General features: G+C 71.4%; 19 protein-coding genes and 1 tRNA gene. 9 read left to right on the top strand and 11 right to left on the bottom strand.

Annotated features, from left to right (window positions below; translation table 11 throughout):
* Nucleotides 1-132 precede the first annotated feature (132 nt).
* Nucleotides 133-507: a cupin domain-containing protein gene (locus tag ACFW6B_RS14505; protein WP_386595657.1), complete on the bottom strand. Its 375-nt coding sequence runs from the start codon at nt 505-507 to the stop codon at nt 133-135.
* A 202-nt stretch (nt 508-709) separates the two neighbouring features.
* On the opposite strand from ACFW6B_RS14505, the gene ACFW6B_RS14500 reads away from it, so the two are divergent.
* The gene (locus tag ACFW6B_RS14500; RefSeq protein ID WP_386595655.1) at nt 710-1,156 is read left to right on the top strand and encodes a MarR family winged helix-turn-helix transcriptional regulator; all 447 of its coding nucleotides are present in this window, start codon (nt 710-712) and stop codon (nt 1,154-1,156) included.
* Between the two features lie 170 nt (nt 1,157-1,326).
* Nucleotides 1,327-2,187, top strand: a complete 861-nt coding sequence (locus tag ACFW6B_RS14495) for an esterase/lipase family protein (protein ID WP_386595652.1) — start codon at nt 1,327-1,329, stop codon at nt 2,185-2,187.
* A gap of 161 nt (nt 2,188-2,348) precedes the next feature.
* Here the strand turns inward: ACFW6B_RS14495 and ACFW6B_RS14490 are convergent, their stop codons facing one another.
* From ACFW6B_RS14490 to ACFW6B_RS14480, 3 genes are all read right to left on the bottom strand, one after another.
* Nucleotides 2,349-3,413, bottom strand: coding sequence for a lytic polysaccharide monooxygenase (locus ACFW6B_RS14490; protein ID WP_386595650.1), 1,065 nt, complete (start codon nt 3,411-3,413; stop codon nt 2,349-2,351).
* Nucleotides 3,414-3,748: 335 nt separating this feature from the next.
* Entirely contained in the window at nt 3,749-3,874 is a 126-nt protein-coding gene (locus ACFW6B_RS14485; protein ID WP_386595647.1) for a glutamine synthetase, read from the bottom strand.
* 218 nt (nt 3,875-4,092) lie between these two features.
* Entirely contained in the window at nt 4,093-4,731 is a 639-nt protein-coding gene (locus tag ACFW6B_RS14480) for a hypothetical protein (RefSeq protein WP_386595645.1), read from the bottom strand.
* A gap of 243 nt (nt 4,732-4,974) precedes the next feature.
* Between ACFW6B_RS14480 and ACFW6B_RS14475 the strand changes: the two genes are divergently transcribed.
* Nucleotides 4,975-6,369 carry a hypothetical protein gene (locus ACFW6B_RS14475; protein ID WP_386595643.1) on the top strand — a complete coding sequence of 465 codons (1,395 nt, stop codon included), beginning with the start codon at nt 4,975-4,977 and terminating at the stop codon, nt 6,367-6,369.
* A gap of 315 nt (nt 6,370-6,684) precedes the next feature.
* On the opposite strand, the gene ACFW6B_RS14470 is transcribed toward ACFW6B_RS14475, so the two are convergent.
* The gene (locus ACFW6B_RS14470) at nt 6,685-7,005 is read right to left on the bottom strand and encodes a DUF6083 domain-containing protein (RefSeq protein WP_386595681.1); all 321 of its coding nucleotides are present in this window, start codon (nt 7,003-7,005) and stop codon (nt 6,685-6,687) included.
* 275 nt (nt 7,006-7,280) lie between these two features.
* Here ACFW6B_RS14470 and ACFW6B_RS14465 point away from each other — a divergent pair.
* Nucleotides 7,281-7,365, top strand: a tRNA-OTHER gene (locus ACFW6B_RS14465).
* 252 nt (nt 7,366-7,617) lie between these two features.
* Here the strand turns inward: ACFW6B_RS14465 and ACFW6B_RS14460 are convergent.
* Complete coding sequence (locus ACFW6B_RS14460) at nt 7,618-7,863, bottom strand: hypothetical protein (protein ID WP_386595641.1); 246 nt, start codon at nt 7,861-7,863, stop codon at nt 7,618-7,620.
* Nucleotides 7,864-8,464: 601 nt separating this feature from the next.
* Between ACFW6B_RS14460 and ACFW6B_RS14455 the strand changes: the two genes are divergently transcribed.
* Both ACFW6B_RS14455 and ACFW6B_RS14450 read left to right on the top strand, forming a co-directional pair.
* The gene (locus ACFW6B_RS14455; RefSeq protein ID WP_386595639.1) at nt 8,465-11,167 is read left to right on the top strand and encodes a hypothetical protein; all 2,703 of its coding nucleotides are present in this window, start codon (nt 8,465-8,467) and stop codon (nt 11,165-11,167) included.
* A gap of 188 nt (nt 11,168-11,355) precedes the next feature.
* Entirely contained in the window at nt 11,356-11,862 is a 507-nt protein-coding gene (locus ACFW6B_RS14450; RefSeq protein WP_386595637.1) for an RDD family protein, read from the top strand.
* 208 nt (nt 11,863-12,070) lie between these two features.
* Here the strand turns inward: ACFW6B_RS14450 and ACFW6B_RS14445 are convergent, their stop codons facing one another.
* Complete coding sequence (locus tag ACFW6B_RS14445; RefSeq protein WP_356140129.1) at nt 12,071-12,205, bottom strand: hypothetical protein; 135 nt, start codon at nt 12,203-12,205, stop codon at nt 12,071-12,073.
* Between the two features lie 161 nt (nt 12,206-12,366).
* Between ACFW6B_RS14445 and ACFW6B_RS14440 the strand changes: the two genes are divergently transcribed.
* Entirely contained in the window at nt 12,367-12,990 is a 624-nt protein-coding gene (locus ACFW6B_RS14440) for a class I SAM-dependent methyltransferase (protein WP_386595635.1), read from the top strand.
* Between the two features lie 149 nt (nt 12,991-13,139).
* Here ACFW6B_RS14440 and ACFW6B_RS14435 read toward each other — a convergent pair whose 3' ends face one another.
* Both ACFW6B_RS14435 and ACFW6B_RS14430 read right to left on the bottom strand, forming a co-directional pair.
* Nucleotides 13,140-13,640, bottom strand: coding sequence for a DUF402 domain-containing protein (locus ACFW6B_RS14435; protein ID WP_386595633.1), 501 nt, complete (start codon nt 13,638-13,640; stop codon nt 13,140-13,142).
* Nucleotides 13,621-14,550, bottom strand: a complete 930-nt coding sequence (locus ACFW6B_RS14430; RefSeq protein ID WP_386595631.1) for a GNAT family N-acetyltransferase — start codon at nt 14,548-14,550, stop codon at nt 13,621-13,623. Before ACFW6B_RS14430 ends, ACFW6B_RS14435 begins: the two co-directional genes overlap by 20 nt.
* A 71-nt stretch (nt 14,551-14,621) precedes the next feature.
* On the opposite strand from ACFW6B_RS14430, the gene ACFW6B_RS14425 reads away from it, so the two are divergent.
* On the top strand, nt 14,622-14,996 hold the full coding sequence (locus ACFW6B_RS14425; protein ID WP_386595628.1) for a GntR family transcriptional regulator: 375 nt from the start codon (nt 14,622-14,624) through the stop codon (nt 14,994-14,996).
* A gap of 81 nt (nt 14,997-15,077) precedes the next feature.
* Here the strand turns inward: ACFW6B_RS14425 and ACFW6B_RS14420 are convergent, their stop codons facing one another.
* Nucleotides 15,078-16,172 (bottom strand): DUF5925 domain-containing protein, encoded by a 1,095-nt coding sequence (locus ACFW6B_RS14420; protein ID WP_386595626.1) that lies wholly within the window; start codon nt 16,170-16,172, stop codon nt 15,078-15,080.
* Nucleotides 16,173-16,486: 314 nt separating this feature from the next.
* On the opposite strand from ACFW6B_RS14420, the gene ACFW6B_RS14415 reads away from it, so the two are divergent.
* The gene (locus tag ACFW6B_RS14415; protein ID WP_386595623.1) at nt 16,487-17,293 is read left to right on the top strand and encodes an SGNH/GDSL hydrolase family protein; all 807 of its coding nucleotides are present in this window, start codon (nt 16,487-16,489) and stop codon (nt 17,291-17,293) included.
* Between the two features lie 87 nt (nt 17,294-17,380).
* Here the strand turns inward: ACFW6B_RS14415 and ACFW6B_RS14410 are convergent, their stop codons facing one another.
* On the bottom strand, nt 17,381-19,027 hold the full coding sequence (locus ACFW6B_RS14410; protein WP_386595620.1) for a protein kinase: 1,647 nt from the start codon (nt 19,025-19,027) through the stop codon (nt 17,381-17,383).
* Between the last annotated feature and the right edge of the window lie 10 nt (nt 19,028-19,037).

The raw sequence follows: 19,037 nt of genomic DNA, 5'->3' as shown, positions 1-19,037 counted from the left end.
CCAGTACGAGGACTTCCGCCCGGCACTCCCCCAGCCTTCGGCCGGGGGGACCCCCAGAGCACGCACCAGACGCCGCGAGGCCGCCCTTCGGGCGACAGCGGGAATTTGACGACAGGCCCTGGTGCCGCGGCGCTAGTTGGCCCAGGGCGGTGTCAGGGCCGAGCCGTCGGTCAGTTCCGCCCGGAGGCCGATGGACGTGGTGACCCAGGAGAGCGCGGTCTCCTGGGCCGGGTTCTCGATGCCGAGGGTGGCGCCCGGCGTGATGATCACGGTGTCGCCCGCGGTGATCCGCTCGGTGCGGCCGTCGAGGGTGACCAGCAGTTCGCCGGAGAGGAGATGGAGGATCTCCTCGCGGTTGACGGTGTGCACGGGAGCCCGATGCCCCGCGGGAATCTCCGTGCGCCAGGCGCACAGCTCCTCGCTGCCGCTGCGGGGAGAGGCGTACGAGACGAAACGGGCGCCGTGGACCTCGTGGACGACGGCTTCGGACGAACGGACGACGGGCACGGGTGGCTCCAAGGTCGGTGTCGGTGTCGGTGTCGGCAGTTGGTGTCGGCGGTCGGTGGTCGGTGTCGGCGGCCGGCCTCGGCGCCGGTGGCCGTCGGCCACGCGGTTCGGATCCAGGAATATGGTCAAGCTGCTTGACTGGTTGGTTCGCCCTTATGGTCAAGCAGCTTGACCAAATAGTCAAGGGTGTTTCAATGCGTACGTGCAGAACTCCGAGGCCATGGCCCTGTCCGCAGCCCTGCTCGCCGCCGCCGGCGAGCTGACGCAACGCATCCACGAAGGCGTGGTCGCCCGGGGGTTCGAAGGCGTGCGGCCCGCGCACGGCTTCGCCTTCGCGCGACTCGCGCCGGACGGGGCGACGGTCACCGAGGTCGCCGCCCACCTGGGGGTCACCAAACAGGCCGCGAGCCAGCTCGTCGAGGAGCTCGTCCGCAAGGGGTACGTGGAGCGCCGGCCGCATCCCGACGACGCGCGGGCCCGGCTCCTGGTGCTCACCGAGCTCGGGTGGGCCTGCACCCGGGCGGCGGAGGAGGCGGCCGCGGACGCCGTAAGGGCATGGGCCGAAGTGCTGGGGGAGGGGGAAACGCGCGCGTTGTGCACGCGTTTGTCGCGTATCGCGCCCTACGGTCCCATCAGGCCCGCCTGGTGACGATCGGTCACCGGTGACGGCCGTCCTGGTTAGCACTGGAAGTTTTTACTGACGCGTAACTTCACACCTCTGCTACTCGACCGTAACTTGATGAGTGAACAGCATCCTCGTGATCCGGATCACAGGGCGTACACCCCCACAACTCCCTTGAGCCGCAAGGAGATCACCCGATGCTGCCCTGGAAGCGAGTGCTCAGACCCCTGGCCGCGCTGCTCCTGACCGCCACGGTCGCGTTCCTCCCCGCCGCCACAGCACGAGCTGATTCCGCCCCCAGTAGTGGCTGGAACAACTACTCCTGCAAGCCGTCCGCCGCGCACCCGCGCCCCGTCGTCCTCGTCCACGGCACCTTCGGGAACTCCGTCGACAACTGGCTGGCCCTCGCCCCCTACCTGACCAGCCGCGGGTACTGCGTCTTCTCCCTCGACTACGGGCAGCTGCCCGGAGTCCCCTTCTTCCACGGCCTCGGCCCCATCGACAAGTCGGCCGCACAGCTCCAGGTGTTCGTCGACAAGGTGCTCGCCACGACAGGCGCCGCCAAGGTCGACCTGGTGGGCCACTCGCAGGGCGGCATGATGCCCCGCTACTACCTCAAGTTCCTCGGCGGAGCCGCCAAGGTGAACGCCCTCGTCGGCCTCGCCCCCGACAACCACGGCACGACCCTCAACGGACTCACCAAACTGCTCCCGTACTTCCCGGGCGCCGAGGACCTGCTGACCGCGGCGACCCCGGGACTCGCGGACCAGATCGCCGGCTCCGCGTTCCTGACCAAGCTCAACGCGGGCGGCGACACCGTTCCCGGCGTCCACTACACGGTCATCGCCACCAAGTACGACGAGGTGGTCACGCCGTACCGGTCGGGGTTCCTGAGCGGATCCGACGTCCGCAACGTCCTGCTGCAGAACCTGTGCGCGCTCGACCTCTCCGAGCACGTGGCCATCGGGATCCTCGACCGGATCGCGTACCACGAGGTGGCGAACGCGCTCGACCCGGCGCACGCCTCCAGGACCAACTGCGCGTCGGTGTTCAGCTGACCGGCTCGGCGGACCACTCGTCCATGGTGGTCCGCCCGAGCGCGCCGGCGTGATCGTCCGGCCGTCCGCGTCCCGCACGCGCGGGACGCGGACGGCGGAACACGCCGCCGGGGGCTGTCCGGCCTGAGCCGCCGGTCAGCCCCCGGAGTCGTTCCGGCTTCCTAGCGCCCGCGCCGACCGGCCGGTGTCGCGCGCCGCCGCACCGAGGCGAACAGCGCCGCGGCACCGAGCGCGAGCGCGGCGGCGCCGCCGATCGCGACGTACGAGGTGGAGGCGTTGCCGCCGGTCTCGGCGAGGCTCTGGGGCGAACCGGCGGCCTCCGGCAGGTTCCCCGCGGAGTCTGCGGACTCCGCGGCTGCTGCCCGGACGTTCTCGGCCGGTCCGGCCGACTCGGTGCCCTCGGCGGCCTTGGTGTCCTCGGTGGCGCCAGTGCTCGCGGACGGCTTCGCGGACGTGCCGGCGTCGTCGTCGCCGTGACCGTGGTGCTCCACGGTCGACTTGTCGTTGCCGTCCTCGATCTGCTTCTCGGACGGCGCCGAGGCGCTCGGCGCGGGAGCGCTGCCGCCGCCCGCGCCCTTGCCGCCCCCTGCTCCGCCGAACGTCACGTCGGAGCAGGAGTAGAAGGCCTCCGGACTGTCCGAGCGCTGCCAGACCGCGTACAGGAGCTGCTTGCCCGAACGCTCCGGCAGCGTGCCGGAGAACGTGTAGAAGCCGCCCGAGGCCGTCGGGTCGGTGGCCGTCGCGACGGGGTGCGTCAGGTCGAGGTCGCCCCAGCCCAGCGGCTGCGACGGGTCGTAGCCCGGCTTCGTGATGTAGACCTTGAACGTGCCCTTGTGAGGGGCGGTCACCCGGTACCTGAACGTGTACGAGCCGCCGCTCACGCTCGTCGCGGGCCAGTCGGAGCGCGCCAGGTCGAGCCCCTTGAACTCGGCGTTGCCGGCGCTGCACAGCTTGCCGTCCGGGATCAGCTCCTGGTGCCGCCCGTTCGCATCGCCGATGCGGATGCCGTTCCAGTCGTAGAGCGCCTGGGTGCCGCCCGCCGCGACGGCCGCCTCGCAGGCGTCCGACCTGGGGCTCTCCGGGCCTTCCGCGTAGCACTGGGACACCCGGCTCACCGGGTCCCCCATCGAACCGTGCGCCGAGGCGGGCACCGCGGCCAGCGCGGACAGGGCGAGCGGGGCGATGCCGAGGACGGCGACGCCGGCGGCCTTGCGGCGTGCGGACATGGGGAACTCCTCGAACGGTCCTGGGGCGTGGGGCGGGCCCCGCACGGCACTCCGTGCGGGGACCCCGTGGGGGGTGATCAGAAAACTAGCCCCCGAAAACCGCGGGATCGCCTGCTGGAGGCGGGTGGAGGAGATCCTTATGGTGCCTTTAAGGCAGAGCTAACGGAGGGCTCAGGAAGGGCGGCCGAGGGGCCTGACATGACCTGCTGCCGAGCGCCGCCGCCGTCCGCGGCGGTCCGCGCTCGTCCGTCGCCGGACGCCTCGGTTGGCTCCCCGTATGGCTCCCAAGGACCGCGCCGCCGGCTCTTGAGGGCCGTTCCCGCCCCACTCCGCGTCTACAGCAGCGGCAGGCCCTTCCGCGACTTGCAGGCGGTTACCTTGGGGCGGGACCCCTCCCACTCCTGGCGCTTGTTGCGCAGGAACTCGTGCGGCGCGGGGCGCCCTCGAACGATCCGTGCCACGGCGTTGGCGACCTGCGATCAAGCGGCTGTCCACGATCGCTGTCGGTCACTGCGGGCCCCCTCCGACGGCCCACGGACGGCCCAGTTTTCAGGGCGGGAGCAGACAGCCGACTGCCGCACGGACGGCATACGATCGGACCTCTTCGTCCCGAACTCTCGGCCGAGAGGTCATTTAGGTCTGCGGGGCTGGCCAGCTGGCTGCTGGAGGCCGTTGGCGGTCACCAGGGGCTGAGGTGGTTGCTGTCTTCGCTGCTGTACTGCAGCAGGTCTGGAGGCCCATTGAGCCTCGGGAAGACGCTGGTCAGATCCATATGGAGCACGTCGGCCTGCAGTCCGCCCATGGATGGTCCGCACTGTCTGCGCCCATCATTGCGCGTGCGGGTGTTGAACAAGAGCGTCACCTCGGCATGTGTGGACTCGCCATGGAGGTTCCGCTCGGGCACGTCCGGCCAGTACAGCCACTTCCAGTTGATCCAGCCCATGTTCGGACCGATCGCCGCCGCGAAGGCGTCCTCGATGCTGTCCACCGGCAGGTCCCCCAGTTCGTACTCCACTGGCAGCCGCCCTTCGTACGCCGCCGGCGCGGTCGGCAGATCGGGCCCGAGAACGCCGGCGACCAGCGGAGGCCAGTGCTTCAGCGGCACTCCGTCGAACTCCTTGTCGTCCCACTGTCCCGAGAACCGTCCCTGCGGCAGTTCCCTCGCCATCCGGCGCACCTCGGCGACAGAGCAGAGCTCGGTGAACACGTCGACCTTGGAGTCCTCGTAACGGCCGAACTCCATGAGGCGACGGGCTGTGCCCAGAGCCACGGGGAGGCCGGGGGCGCAGAAGGCGGGATAGGCGATGTCGATGGACATGGGATGACTGTGCCACAACCCGTTTCCGCAGGTCATCGCGTTTCCGTGCTGTACAAGGGCGCTGTCGGGCGCAGGGCAACCGCTGAAGCGGTCGTTTCCCTTTCTCCGACGTGACGTCCGTGCGATCACGTTCATCGAAGCGTCGTACAACCGTCCGGTGCCACACGGTGTCTGACGCGGCGGAACCGCTGTTCCCAGTTGTTCGCCCGTACGCCTCCGTCGCTTCACCGCAAGGGATCCCCCATGCTTCGAACCGTTGCCGACCGCGCCCGCCCGCTGCGCAGGACCTCCGCCGTGGTCGGTGCCGTCGCCCTGACCGCCCTGGCCCTGGCCGCGGCGCCCGCCTCGGCCGACAACACCCGGCCCGGTCTGGTGCTGGGCCTCTTGAAGCCGGTCACCGATGTGAAGCCCGGCGGCGGCTTCGACCTGCCGGGCGCCTTCGCGAACAAGGGCACCGAGACACTCGACAAGGTCTGGCTGACCTACAACTTCAGCCGCGGACTGACCCACCAGGAACTGCCTTCCAACTGTGCACACCCCCGTGGGGAGAAGCCGGGAGCCCCCGCGGTCCCCGTCGACGAAGAAGGGCTCCCGGGCAAGTACTTCGTGATCTGCGAGTTCGATCAGGCGGTGAAACCCGGTGCCGTCTACGCGCCGGAGAAGACACTGTCGCTGGACGTCCTCGGCCACGCGCTGTACGAGCACCTCGGTGTGACGATCAGCGACTACGACACCAATCAGTCCGAGAGCGGCCCTGCCGACATGGTGCCCGGGACCGGACCCGCGGTGAAGTTGGTCGAGCTGCCCTCGACCACTCCGCTGGGCGACATCGGGCCGGCCAAGAACCCCGCCTATGACTATGCCGGTGTGCCGGTGACGGCGGTGAACACGGCGGACTTCCAGGTGGCGGCGCAACTGACGGACCGCGACGGGCAATTCGTCACACTGGAGGCGAAGTTCACCAACGCGGGACCGGCCTGGGTGATGCCCGACAACGGCGAGAGCGGCGCGGTGACCCATGTCCTGGTCAAGATGCCCGCGGGAACGACCGTGACCCTGAAGGCCGATGGCTGCAAGAAGGCCGACGCCGGCAGCTACAGCTGCATTCCCCGCAGCTACTACTGGGCCAACGAGAACAGCACTTACACCTTCCCGTTCCGCCTGCGCATCGTCAAGGCGGTTGCCGGGGCCAAAGGTTCGGTGGCCCTGGAGGCGAAGGAGCGCCCGTTCGACAAGAACAAGAAGAACGACACGGCCGTGTTCCTCCTCGGGACCGACGGCAACGGCTCGACAGGCGGCACCGGTTCCACGGGCGGCGGCTCCACGGGAAGCACCGGTTCCACGGGCGGCTCCGGCTCGACATCCTCCACCGGGGGCTCCTCCACGGGCGGCTCCGGCACCGGTTCCACGGGTGGCTCCGGTTCCACGGGTGGCTCCGGGTCCGCGGGTGGTTCCGGGTCCGCGGGCGGGTCCGCGTCGGCAGGCTCCGCAGGCTCCGCGGGCTCCTCGGGTACCGGTGGCGGCCTGGCGAACACCGGCTCCGGCTCCGCTCTCCCCCTCGCGGGCGTGGCCGCCGCCGCCCTGGCCGCCGGTGCGGGCACGGTCCTGCTGACCCGCCGGCGCGTGCCCCGGCGCTGACAGCCGAGCCCCTTCCTTTCCCGGCGCCGGTGGATCACCTGCGCCGCTCGGCGACAGTCCACGGCAGGTGGCGTTCCCGAACGCCACCTGCCCAGCCCGATACCCGGGGATCTGCACATCTGCCGACTCGGTCGAACGGCTGGCTGGAGTTGCCGGCGGCTCGGGCTCGGTACGGGCTGAGCTGGCGAGACGCTGACGTGCGGGTTCTCGCGCTGCTCGCCGACGTTCCCCGTGGCTCCCCGCTGGTCGCCGCCCGATCGGACACGCAGTGGGCACGGCGGTCCGCGGCCCTCGCGCTGTGATCGACGTCTCACGCTACTCGGGGACGCACATCATGCGGTGGGCCGGCACGACGGGCTCACCCGGGAGCGGATCGATTCCACGAACCCGTACAGCGACGATGTCCGTGACGATGGGGGATCGGGCCGGGAGCTTCGCCAAACGCCACCGGAAGGACTCTGGGACGTCCTTGGCGGGCAACTCCACCGTAGCGAGGCTGACCCACCGGTCGTAGTTCGTGGGACACACCTGAACCCCTGCGCCACATGTGGGGCAAGTGGGTGGCTCGATCCAGGACACGTCGTCCGGGTCGGGATCGGGTCGAGGGGCGGCCGTGGCCCCGTCGGCTTTGGCCATCTCGTTGGCGATGGCGTTCCAGCACACATCGCAGAGCTTGGCCATGAGGTCGATGCGCCCTCGCTCGCGCACGGTGGGGCCGGCAGCGCCACAGCGATCACATGCGAATCGGGATTGATCGGATAAACCCCTCATGTGTTCAAGTGTGGTTGATTCCGACCGGATTCGAGTAGGTCGCGATTCGGACCCGTTCTCAGCCACCCCGTGCCAGGTGGCCTGAGGTGGCACCCGGGACAAGCCGGGCTCGCTTGTCTTCGAGTTGGTAGGGTCCGTCTGGCCATGAGTCCTCTAGCGGCCTAAGACCCTGCGCTCGGGTTCGCCCCGACGCAGAAACCCCGGTTCGAATCCGGGCCGTGGCCACCTTCTTGCCTTCCTGGGTGCGGTTCCACCTCAACCCGCCTTCGTTGATGGGCGCCTGTGCAAGTGTCCTGCGTGCCGTCTCTGAGCTGGGCAGATCGGCCAGTCGCTGGGGGCTGTTGAACAGTCATGATGGATCTTGATGAGGCGGCGATGCGCACAACCTCTCGATAGGGTCGGCATCCGCGAGGCCGTCGTCGGACGCCGTCACTTCCGCGGCCGACCGAAGCGCGTCGTGACGGCTGCCGAGGGACATCACCGGGTGTCCCACTCCGTCACCGGAACGGAATCGTGCACCGTGCAAGCCCAGTCGTCGAAGCGCCCTGTGAAGAAAACCCGCGTCAGAAGAACGTCGCGGGCACGCTGGGCCCGGACCATCAGGCCGAGTTCCTCCGACATCGGCTCGCCTCCGACGGAGATCAGGAAATCCAGTCCGTGTGCCTCGGTGTACTCGAGGAAGCGGTCTTCGAGCCGGGACGGCACCTGACCGATCAGGTGCATCCCGTCGATGGTGACCTGCGGCCCACGCAGTGCGTCGACCGCGACGGCCGCCAGCTCGCCGAAGTCCGGGGCCGCCCCTGTCCGCCGGCATCCAGCATGACGCAACCGGCCGACAGCCGGGGCGACCGCGGACCCGGACGTCATCCGGTCCGGCGATGTGGGCGCGGCGAGGAAGACGTCGGCGCCGCTTCGCGCGAGGTGTCGCGCACTCCAGGTGACGGATGGAAGGTGCCGAGTGACGCACCGTCATGCTTGCGGACGATATGTGAAGATCATGTTGGGGTGTGGCCGCGTCGGCGAGGCGGGTTCATCGGGGTGACGGTCCCTCATTTTGGCCGGTCAGAGCCGTCTTTGTGACTGATGCATATTGCATGGGTCGCCTGGGGCTGCTATCAATTGCCCCACGCAACGAACACGGGATCTTCACAATGTGAAGAACCTCCCTGACGGTTCGACGCTCAGGGCGCGTCGCGGCCGCAGGCCGTGGGCCGGACGCCGGTCCCCGACCGGTATCCGGCCCCTTGGGGTGTCCGGGTCGTCGTGGGAGTTCGCGCGGTTCCATCAGCAGGCCCCTCGGGCCGCCAATCCTTCAGGGAAGCACATGAGTACCTGTCCGTCCTGCGCTGAACCGACAGCCGCAGGCAACGCGTTCTGCGGCGCTTGCGGGGCACCGGTCGCGCCCGCTGCGCCGACGGCCGCGCCGACACCCCCGGTTCCCTCGGCCCCGCCCGCGTCGGCGCCGCCGGTTCCCTCCGCGCCGCCCGCGCCCTGGAACCCGCACGGCCCTGCCGGGCACCCCGGCACGGCGGCCCCCGGCCGTCTGTCCGTCTGGTTCGACCGGGTCCGGCCTGACACGCGGTCCGCCAAGACCGCGGCCGTCGGCGCCCTGTCGGCGCTGGGCAGCCAGCTCGGCCTGCTGTTCGTCGTCATCGCCGTCTCCGCCCAGTTCCTGCCCGAGGAGTACGGCGGCACGGTGGGCGACTGGATGACGGCCGCCGTGTGGATGGCCGCACTGGCGCTTCGCGGCACGCTCGGCCTGACGGTCGAGGGCGGCGCGGGATCCGGATCGGACAGCGGTTTCGGCGGCATGTCGTCCGGAAACCTCACCGGTCAGGGCGAGGTCGACCTCACCCTGCAGCTGCTGCTGTTCACGGGCACCGCCCTGTTCGCGGTCTGGTGGTTCGCCCGGCGCGACGAGCGACGGACGGCGGCGGACACCTGGGCCCGTGTGGCGGGCCGGTCCGCCACCGGCGCCCTGGTCCACGCCCTCGCCATGAGCGTTCTGGTCCTGGCCACCCACTCCTCCTCCGTCTTCGGCATGAAGACCGAGGAACTCGGCCCGGTCTCCCTCGACTTGGGCGTCGCCGTATGGCCACTCCTTCCGTACGCCCTCGTCTTCGTCCTCCTCGCCGACCTCGCCGCCCGCGCCGCCGTCCGCCGCAAGGCCCTGGGCGCGCTGCCGGCCGGGCTGACGGACCGGTTCCGCGACTGGCGGTCCCCGCTGATCGCCGCGGGCACCGTGAGCGCCGTACTGCTCGGCCTGGGTGCCCTGACGGTGCTGGGCTTCGCGCTCTTCGCCGACACCGGTGAGCTGAACGCCGGTGCCGCGTTCGGCCTCTCGCTGCTCGTTCTCGTCAACTCCGCGGTCTGGCTGGCCGGTACGGCCATGGGTGTCACGGTCGGCAGCTCCCTGAGCGGTGCCGCGGGCGTCCAGTCCTCCTTCGGCGGCGATGACACGAGTCGGCTGAAGGACGCGAAGGCGGGCCTGTTCACCGGCGGCATGCCCGGCACGGCCTATCTGCTGCTGCTTCTCGTCGCCCTGGTGGTGGTGGCCGCGGCGGTGCGCCACGCGCTGGCCCACGACCCCCAAAAGCGCATGCTGGACACCCTGTGGCGGTTCGCGGTCGTCATGGCCGTCCTGTGGACGCCGCTCGCCGTGGTGTCCGGACCGAGCGGCGCGGTCGACGGAAGCGTCGGCATGGAGATGGGGCTTCTCGGTGCCGGTGGCAGCGCGCACGGCTCCGTGTCCTTCGGCCTGAGCGTCTTCGGGACGCTGTTCGTGGCGCTGCTGTGGGGCGGGCTGCTGCTCGTCGCGGCGCAGTTCCTGACCCGCCCGCTGCTGAGCGCCTTCCCCGCGGCCGGTGCGTGGGTACTGCGGATGCCCGGCCTGCCCGTGCACCCGCAGTGGGCCGCGCTGCTCGCCGACGCCGCGCAGCGCAGGGGCCGCCCGGTGCCGCCCCGGCTGGCGGACGCGCAGACCGAGCCGCTGGCCTGCCCGCCGCTGGCCACCGACGCGAAGTGGGCACGGTTCACCGGCGCCGGCCTGATCGCCGTCGTCGTGCTCGGCGGGGGCGGCACGGCCGCATGGGCGGTCGTGGACTCCCAGGTCTACGGTCCGGAGGCCGCCGCCGAGGACTACGTCCAGGCCGTCGCGGACGGACGCGCCGAGGACGCTCTCGAACTGCTCGACGGCTCCCACTCCGGCCGGCTGCTGACCCGGGCCGCGCTGGCCGGACAGCGGAAGGCCGCCCCGCTGACCGACGTGAACGTCGAGAAGGTGGAGGAGTCCGATACGACGGCCACCGCCGTCGTCACCTACTCGGTGGGCGGGAAGAAGCAGGAGACCTCGCTGCGACTGGTCGTCGACGAGGGGGACGAGCACCTCGGCCTGTGGCGGAGCTGGAAGGTCTCGGACGGCCTGGCGCAGGTCTACGTGACGGCGTCCCCGCTGCTGCGCGAGGCCAAGGTGAATGGTGTGCCGGTGCCGTTGAAGGACGGCGCCGCCGAACTCGCCGTCTTTCCCGGCACGGTGACCGTCGCGGCCGTGGACTCCGGCCATTTCGCCGGAAGCGGTGGCGGTTCGGTCGTGGTGGAACCGGGCGGCAGCGAAAACCCCGACCGCCTCGAAGCGACCCTCACCGCCGAGGGCGGGCGCGTCGCGCAGCAGGCCGTGATCGCCGAGCTGGCGCAGTGCGCGGAGCGGAGCACGACCCTCGAACCCGAGGACTGCCCGCTGAGCCCGGACGGCTACCACAGCTCGTCCGACGAGGTCGAGGACGTCCACTGGACCCAGCGGTCGGAGCCGGAACTGGAGCTGGAGGCAGAGCCGGCCGAGGACGGGACCGTGACGGCCGTCGGCGGCCTGGACTTCGAGGTGAGCTGGGTCAGCTTCGGCTACTGGGACGACGAGAAGGAGAAGGAGAAGGACACCTGCACGAAGTCCTTCTCGGCGTCCGTCGACCTCTCCGGAGCCTCGCCCGTCGTGACCTTCGACTCCGACTCCGGCTACGACTACGGATGGTGACCGGCTCCGGCCGTAGTCCGCTCCGCCGTGACCGGCTCCGGCGGTGAATCACCCCGGCCGTGAATCACCCCGGCCGTGACCGGCTCCGGTCACGACCGGCACTGGACGGCCGGCCGGTTTCCCGGTCGGCCGTTCCGACCGGTTTTCTCCACACCCCCTGATGTCCCGCCCTTTCGAGGAGTGATCCCATGGACCTGAACAAGACCTCCGAAGCCCCGGCTCCGGCCCCGGGCTTCGGCCCCGCCCCGGCCATGCCGCCCGCCGGTCACACCGCGCCCGTCGTCCCCGTCCAGGGGCCGGGCTACGCCGTGTACGTCGCACAGACCGTGCCGAAGGAACTGCGCGCGGGCGCGGGCGTGCGGCTCCTCGCCTACCTGCTGAACCTCCTGCTGATGGTCGTCACCCTGGGCATCGGCTGGCTGGTCTGGGCCATGGTCACCTGGTCGACCGACGCGGCGAACCCGGGCCAGAAGCTCATGGGCCTGAGCATCGTGAAGAAGGACACCGGAGCCCGGCTGACCTGGGGCGACATGTTCGTCCGCAACTTCCTGCTGGCCGGCATCGTGATGGGCTTCCTCAGCGCGATCACGCTGACCATCGCCGCCTGGGTCAACCTGTTCAAGATCTTCGGCAGTGAGAAGCAGAACCTGGTGGACTCCATGGCGGGCTCGGTCGTCGTCAGGCGCACCGCCTGAGCACCGGCCCCCGCCGTCCGGCCAGGACGCCGGCGGACCCGCGCCGGGCTCCCCGACGGGTGCCCGGCGCCGGACGACTCCCCACGGCCTCCCGCCGAGCCCGGAGAACGCTCTTCACGGAGGTCATGGGGAGTTCTCGGTTTCCCGGACGGTGACCGGGCGGCGTGTCGCGGGCCGTACGACCCGGCGGGACGCGCGGCGCGGTGGCTCAGCCGTCCGGCCACCAGGTGCGCGCGATGTCCTTCCGGACCTCCGGGCGCTCGGCGGGGCGCTCGTCGGCCTCGTCCCGTACGCGGCGGGAGTCCGACTTCCTCAGGGGCTTCTGCACGGTCACACGGCGCATGGCTGCCTCCTCGCGTCTACCGGATTCCGCGGTTGTACGGAGGTAGACCGTTGCGGGGAGGGTTCCTCATCGGTCGCCATCTGTCTGTGGCGCCCGTCACCCCCCGGCCCGTCCACTCCGGTGAAGACCGGTTGTCAGTGGCGGGTGACATCGTGGAACGCATGGTGAGCGACGGTGGTACGAATCCGGGGGCGGGCGTCGACTGGGACGCGGAGTCCGCCACGTTCGACGACGAGCCCGACCACGGGCTGAGCGCCCCCGAGGTCCGCGGTGCCTGGGCCGCGCGGCTGCGGGACTGGCTGCCGGAGAGACCCGCCGACCTGCTCGACGTGGGCTGCGGCACCGGCAGCCTGTCGCTCCTCGCGTCCGAGCAGGGCCACCGGGTCACCGGGATCGACCTCGCCCCGCGCATGATCGGCCGGGCCCGCGCCAAGCTGGCGGGGCGCGACGCGGCCTTCCTGGTCGGCGACGCGGCGGCACCGCCCGTCGGCGAGCGGCGCTTCGACGTCCTGCTCGGCCGCCATGTGCTGTGGACACTGCCCGACCCCGGACGCGTGCTGCGGCACTGGGCCGGGCTGCTGCGCCCGGGAGGGCGGCTGGTGCTCGTCGAAGGCGTGTGGGGGACCCTGAGCCCGGTCGGTATATCCGCCGAGCGGATGGTCTCCCTGCTCCGGCCCCTGCTGTCCGACCCCGCCGGTCTGCTCGTGGAGCCGTTGTCGGCAGACGCGCGGCTGTGGGGCCGTGACGTCGAGGACGAGCGGTACGCGGTGGTGGCCCGCTTCTGAACGGAGCCGTCGGCGGAGCGGGCAGCGACCGGGGCGTCACTTGGTGCCGTCGGCGGAGCGGGGCAGCGGCCGGGAGCGTCATTCGACGGCGTCGCCGACCGGCGTCACCGACCGGTGTGGTCCGGTGGCGCGTCCGGTGGTCCTCCCGGCTACGCCAGCAGCGCCTCGAAGCCGCCCTCGCGGGCCAGGCGTTCGAGGTCGTCCAGGGCCTTCTCGGCGGCGGCCGCGGCGGCCGGATCGGCGGCGGCGAGGCCGCTCTCCGCGAACTCGTCCTCGTCCAGGCGCAGTACGTCCGTGCCGTCGGCCGAGCGCCACAGGTCGAGGTCGAGGTCCTCGACGACCAGCCGGTCTCCGGAGACGGTGGCCGGACGGGTGATGTCGCAGTACCAGCCCTTGCGTCCGCCCGCGGCGTCCCGGACCTCCTTCACCGAGTACCAGCGGTCCCGCCAGTAGTACTCCGTGAAGACATCGCCCTCCTCGAACCGTACGAAGCCGAAGTCGCGCACGCCGTCTCCCGCCCAGGGGGCGCGCACGACCACCCGGGTACCGTCGTCGGCGAGCAGCTCGGCCGGGTAACTGATCTTCGTACGGCCTGCCTTGACGAGAACGATCTCCAGCGTGCCGGGCGTGTCAGCCGAGGTCGCGGACATGCTTCACCTCCGTTGCGCAGATCTTGTAACCGAACCATGTGTTGATCGCCAGCATCGACTCGTTGCCGGCGTCGTTGCCCGTGAACGCGTCCGTGAACCCGGCCGCGCGGGCCCGGTGCAGCGAGTGGTTCTTGGCGAGCTTGGCCAGACCCCGGCCCCGGAACTCCCGGCGGGTGCCCGTCATCACGGTGCCGTAGCGGGTGGCGCCGTCGGTGCGGGCCGCGCTGAACGCCGCCGGACGGCCGTCGACGAGCACGACGGACGTGAGTTCACGGCTCAGCAGAGGGTGGTGCCAGGTCTCCGTCAGCCAGGCGTCGTAGTCCGTGAACTCCCGCTCGATGTCGTCCGGTTCGTCGAGGGCGGTCTCCGCGTCCAGCCTGAACAGCGGCCGGGGGTCGTCCGCGAAGTCCGCCGCGGTGCGCAACTCCACACCGTCCGGCGGGGACTGGAGCGGGGGCAGGGTGCCGTTCGCCAGGTCGAGGTGGAGGAAGTGCGCCGAACGGACGGCGCGGTAGCCCCGCTTCTCGGCGAAGGCGCGGTCCCCGGGAGTGTCCAGTACCCAGGTGTGCAGCCGGGTCGCGCCCAGGGCGGTCAGCCGCTCCTCGGCGGCGCGGGCCAGCAGCGAACCCGCGCCGCGTCCCGTCCGCTCCGGGTGCACGTAGATGTTGAGGCTCCCCTGCCCGGGCTCCGGACTGTCGTGCACGAGGCCCGTTTGGGCGGTGCCGATCGGCTCCCCGTCCTCCTCGGCCAGCAGCAGCCGGCTGTGGGAGCCGGGAGGGGAGTGCTCCAGGCCGTAGGCGACGGACTCGGGGGTGAAGAGCATGAACGGAAGGGCCTGGTGACGAATGCGCGCGAAGCCCGCGGCGTCCACCGGGTCCCCGGGCCGCAGTTCGCGAACGATCACGGTCATGTGATCGCACGTTACGCGTGCGCCGCGTGCGGGCGCCTCTCATTTTCACGCCGGTACGGGACAATCGCCGGGTGACCCTGAAGATCCGCATCGCAGAGGGGGCCGCGCCGTACGAGCAGGTGCGCGCCCAGATTTCCGAGCAGGCCCGGTCCGGCGCGCTGCCGGTCGGCTACAAGCTGCCCACGGTACGGGGGCTGGCCGAGTCGCTCGGCCTCGCGGCCAACACCGTCGCCAAGGCGTACCGGGCCCTGGAGTCGGACGGGGTGATCGAGACGCGGGGCCGCAACGGCACGTTCGTGGCCGCCGCCGGGGACGCCGCGTCCCGCGAGGCGGCGTCGGCCGCGCAGGCCTACGCCGACCGCGCGCGCCGGCTCGGCCTGACCGAGGACGCCGCACTGGACGCCGTACGGGACGCCCTGCGCGCGGCTTTCGAGGACGCTTCCTAGCGGCGAGGCGGACGCCGCCTGCCGTGGTACCGGTCGTGGGCCGGTTCCGCGCGGTCCGGGGAACGGGCCGCGCCGGGGCGGCTAAAGGTACAGTCCCGCGTCCGCGCCCTCGCGCTGGTCCGGGACCGAGGTCGGGGTCGTCCCCCGGCGCAGCGCGTACAGCTCCGCGAGGGTCGCGCCCTCGCGCGAGACGCCTTCCTCGGTGCCCAGCCAGCCCACCGCCTCGCGGCGGGTGAGCGGTCCGACCTCGATCCGGGCCAGGCAGCGGCCGGGGCGGACGACGGCGGGGTGGAGGCGCTCCAGGTCCTCGTTGGTCGTGACGCCCACGAGGACGTTGCGGCCCTGGCCGAGGAGTCCGTCGGTGAGGTTGAGCAGCCGGGACAGGGCCTGGCCCGCGGTGTGCTTCGCCTCGCCGCGGATCAGTTCGTCGCAGTCCTCCAGGAGGAGGAGCCGCCAGCGGCCCTTGCCGGTGCCGTCGTCCTCGCCGATCGCGATGTCCATCAGATAGCCGACGTCGGAGAACAGGCGCTCGGGGTCCAGCACGCAGTCCACCTGGCACCAGTCGCGCCAGGAACGGGCCAGCGTGCGCAGGGCGGAGGTCTTGCCGGTGCCGGGCGGGCCGTGGAGCAGCAGCAGCCGGCCCGCGATGTCCTCGGGGGTCGTCTTCATCAGGCGGTCCATGGCGTCCGCCACCGGCGCCGTGTAGTTGGGGCGGACCTCCTCCCAGGTGCCCGCCGAGATCTGCCGGGTCGTGCGGTGCGGTCCCCGGCGCGGCGACACGTACCAGAAGCCCATCGTGACGTTCTCCGGCTGCGGCTCGGGTTCGTCCGCCGCGCCGTCCGTGGCCTGCTTCAGCACCTTCTCGGCGAGCTCGGCGCTGGTCGCGGTCACCGTCACGTCGGCGCCGCGGTTCCAGCGGGACACCAGCAGGGTCCAGCCGTCGCCCTCGGCGAGGGTGGCGCTGCGGTCGTCGTCGCGCGCGGAGCGCAGCACCCGGGCGCCCGGCGGGAGAAGAGTGGCCCCGGCCCGTACGCGGTCGATGTTCGCCGCGTGCGAGTGCGGCTGCTCGCCCGTCGCGAAGCGGCCGAGGAACAGCGCGTCGACGACGTCCGACGGCGAGTCGCTGTCGTCGACGTTGAGCCTGATCGGCAGAGCGTCGTGTGGGTTCGCAGACATGTCGCCATGATCTGTCACACGGGCGCCCCGTGCACCCGGTTTCCACGGTGCGTCGGGTGTGTCGCGCTCGGTGGGGGAGCACGGCTCCTCCGGCCCGACCCGTCGCCGTTCCCGGCCGCGCCCTCCAGGAGTTGACGCTTTGTCCCTTTCCGGCGCCCGGATGTCATCCAACCGTCGTGGACATGTAGCGAAATATGCGATGAACGGGGGCGGATCGACTGGTCGTCACATAAGAGTCTTGGCATGGACACTTCCTGTCAACACGCGTAGCTGCTACCAAAGTTGTGGCAGAGATCCTGCTAAAGGGAGGTTCCATGAGACGTCCCAGATTTTCGGCATACATGACCTCACTCCTCCTGGCCGTCGGCCTCGCCCTCACCGGGGCGGCCGCGGCGCAGGCCCGAACCGCGGCGGCCACCGGCTACGTGGCGCTCGGTGACTCCTATTCCTCCGGCGTCGGCGCGGGCAGCTACATCAGCTCCAGCGGCTCCTGCAACCGCAGCACGAAGGCGTACCCCTACCTCTGGAACGCCGCCCATTCACCCTCGTCGTTCGACTTCACCGCTTGCTCGGGCGCTCGTACGGGTGATGTCACGGCGAATCAGCTCGGCCCGCTCAGCTCCTCCACGGGCCTCGTCTCGATCACCATCGGCGGCAACGACGCCGGATTCTCGGACGTCATGACGACCTGCGTCCTGCAGTCCGAGAGCAGCTGCCTGGCGCGCATCGCCACGGCGAAGGCGTACGTCGACTCCACGCTCCCCGGCAAGCTCGACTCGGTCTACTCGGCGATCAGCGCGAAAGCCCCGGCCGCCCACGTGGTCGTCATCGGCTACCCCCGCTTCTACAAGCTCAACGGAAGCTGCCTGACCGGGCTCTCGGAGGCCGAGCGGTCCGCCATCAACGGCGCGGCCGACTACCTGGACAGCGCGATCGCCGTTCGGGCCGCCGCCCACGGCTTCACCTTCGCCGACGTCAGGGGCAACTTCACCGGCCACGAGATCTGCTCCGGCAGCTCCTGGCTGCACAGCCTGAACTGGCTGGACATCGGCGTGTCGTACCACCCGACCGCGACCGGACAGTCCGGCGGCTACCTGCCGGCCCTCTCCGGAGCCGCCTGACCTCCGGGCCCCACCCCGGAACCCTTCGAGAGAACACCGCCCCGGCGGGGAGAACGCCCGCCCCGCCGAGGGACACCGCCCGCCCCGTCAGGGGGAGGCGGACACGGATGCGGAGGCCCCGTCCGTCGGGGTCTCCGTCACACAGGTGATGGTGAACGGAACGGAGTCCGAGGTCACGCGCACCGGGCTGCGCACCTCCACGCTGATCGAGTTGGCGAACTCCCCGCTCGTGTCGTACGTCGTCGCCACCACCGTCTTCTGCTGCGTCCTTCCGCCGCCCGCGGGGAACGAGAGCGTCTTCCAGCCCGGATCGGTCACCTCACCGGTCCTCGTCACCCAGCGGTACTCGACGTCCACCGGCACCCGGCCCACCGTGAACGTCGCCGTGAAGGAGGGGGCCTGGGCGCTCGGCGGCGGGCAGGTGCCCCGGTAGTCGGTGTGGTGCCCCGAGACCCTCACGTGGACGGACTGCGCGGGCGGGGCGCTGGTCGGGCTCCCGCTTCCGGGGGCACTGCTGGAGGGGCTCTCGCCGCCGGTCGCACCGGCGGTCGCGCTCTCGCTCTTCCTGCCGCCCGTGGTCCCGCCGCCGTCGGTGCCGCCGGTCCCCCCGCTGCTGCTGGTCCCCTGTCCGGTGTTCCGGCCGCCACCGTCGTCGTCCTGGTTCAGCAGGGCGTACGTCAGCCCGCCGAGGGCGAGCACCAGCGCGACCAGGCCCGCGACGATGGCGACGGCCGCCCGGCGGTCGCGGCCGGGCTCCGCGGCGGGGGAGGCCGACGCCACTGTCGCGGGAGGCGGACCGAATCCCTGGGACGGTGTCGCGGAGGACGCCGGCGGCGGTCCGAACACCCCGACCGTCGGCGCCTCGGACGAGGAGGGTGCGGCGCCCATGGGACGGGTGGGCGCCGTGCCGCCCGCGGCGACGACGCGCAGCTCGTCCTCGGCCGTGCCGGCGCTCGTCCGCTCGGCCGGGTCCTTGGCGAGCAGCCCCTCGATGACGGGGGCGAGCGGGCCCGCGCGACGGGGCGGCGGCAGCGGTTCGTCGACGATGGCCCGCAGGGTGCTCAGCGGAGTGGGCTGCCGGAAGGGCGAGTTGCCCTCGACCGCCGCGTAGAGCAGCACGCCGAGCGACCACAGATCCGACTCGGGCCCGGGGGTGCGTCCCAACGCCCGCTCCGGGGCGAGGAATTCGGGCGATCCGATGACCTCGCCCGTCATGGTCAGGGCGGAGCTGCCCTCGACCGTCGCGATGCCGAAGTCCGTCAGGACGACCCGTCCGTCGTTCGCCATCAGCACGTTGCCCGGTTTGACGTCCCGGTGCAGGACCCCCGCCTCGTGCGCGGCGCGCAGCGCGGCGAGCACCTCGGCGCCGATGCGGGCCGCGCGCCGCGGGTCCAGGGGGCCCTCGGCGTCGAGCAGGTCGGAGAGGGCGATGCCGCGGATCAGCTCCATCACGATCCAGGGCCGGCCGTCCTCCATGGCCACGTCGTACACCGTCACGACATTGCGGTGGGAGACACGGGCGGCCGCCCACGCCTCCCGCTCCAGGCGCGCGTACATCCGCTCGATGTCGGACGAGGGGAGCCCGGCCGGGGCGCGGACCTCCTTCACGGCGACCTCGCGTTGCAGGACCTCGTCGCGAGCGCGCCACACCGTGCCCATGCCGCCTTCGCCCAAGGGCGAGAGCAGTCGGTAGCGCCCCGCGATCACACGCTCACTGCCCGGGTCTTCGGACACGTACGTCCCC

Source organism: Streptomyces sp. NPDC058751 (assembly GCF_042746485.1).
In the GTDB taxonomy this organism is placed as follows: Bacteria; Actinomycetota; Actinomycetes; order Streptomycetales; family Streptomycetaceae; genus Streptomyces.
Note: the sequence above shows the minus strand (reverse complement) of the source record. Positions and strands in the feature narration are given on the sequence as shown.

Excerpts from the sequence above, each read along its gene's own strand:
- ACFW6B_RS14495 (WP_386595652.1), top strand. The coding sequence starts at position 1,327 with ATGCTGCCCTGGAAGCGAGTGCTCAGACCCCTGGCCGCGCTGCTCCTG.
- ACFW6B_RS14490 (WP_386595650.1), bottom strand. The coding sequence starts at position 3,413 with ATGTCCGCACGCCGCAAGGCCGCCGGCGTCGCCGTCCTCGGCATCGCC.
- ACFW6B_RS14480 (WP_386595645.1), bottom strand. The coding sequence starts at position 4,731 with ATGTCCATCGACATCGCCTATCCCGCCTTCTGCGCCCCCGGCCTCCCC.
- ACFW6B_RS14475 (WP_386595643.1), top strand. The coding sequence starts at position 4,975 with ATGCTTCGAACCGTTGCCGACCGCGCCCGCCCGCTGCGCAGGACCTCC.
- ACFW6B_RS14470 (WP_386595681.1), bottom strand. The coding sequence starts at position 7,005 with ATGGCCAAAGCCGACGGGGCCACGGCCGCCCCTCGACCCGATCCCGAC.
- ACFW6B_RS14460 (WP_386595641.1), bottom strand. The coding sequence starts at position 7,863 with ATGCACCTGATCGGTCAGGTGCCGTCCCGGCTCGAAGACCGCTTCCTC.
- ACFW6B_RS14455 (WP_386595639.1), top strand. The coding sequence starts at position 8,465 with ATGAGTACCTGTCCGTCCTGCGCTGAACCGACAGCCGCAGGCAACGCG.
- ACFW6B_RS14450 (WP_386595637.1), top strand. The coding sequence starts at position 11,356 with ATGGACCTGAACAAGACCTCCGAAGCCCCGGCTCCGGCCCCGGGCTTC.
- ACFW6B_RS14445 (WP_356140129.1), bottom strand. The coding sequence starts at position 12,205 with ATGCGCCGTGTGACCGTGCAGAAGCCCCTGAGGAAGTCGGACTCCCGC.
- ACFW6B_RS14440 (WP_386595635.1), top strand. The coding sequence starts at position 12,367 with ATGGTGAGCGACGGTGGTACGAATCCGGGGGCGGGCGTCGACTGGGAC.
- ACFW6B_RS14435 (WP_386595633.1), bottom strand. The coding sequence starts at position 13,640 with ATGTCCGCGACCTCGGCTGACACGCCCGGCACGCTGGAGATCGTTCTC.
- ACFW6B_RS14430 (WP_386595631.1), bottom strand. The coding sequence starts at position 14,550 with ATGACCGTGATCGTTCGCGAACTGCGGCCCGGGGACCCGGTGGACGCC.
- ACFW6B_RS14420 (WP_386595626.1), bottom strand. The coding sequence starts at position 16,172 with ATGTCTGCGAACCCACACGACGCTCTGCCGATCAGGCTCAACGTCGAC.
- ACFW6B_RS14415 (WP_386595623.1), top strand. The coding sequence starts at position 16,487 with ATGAGACGTCCCAGATTTTCGGCATACATGACCTCACTCCTCCTGGCC.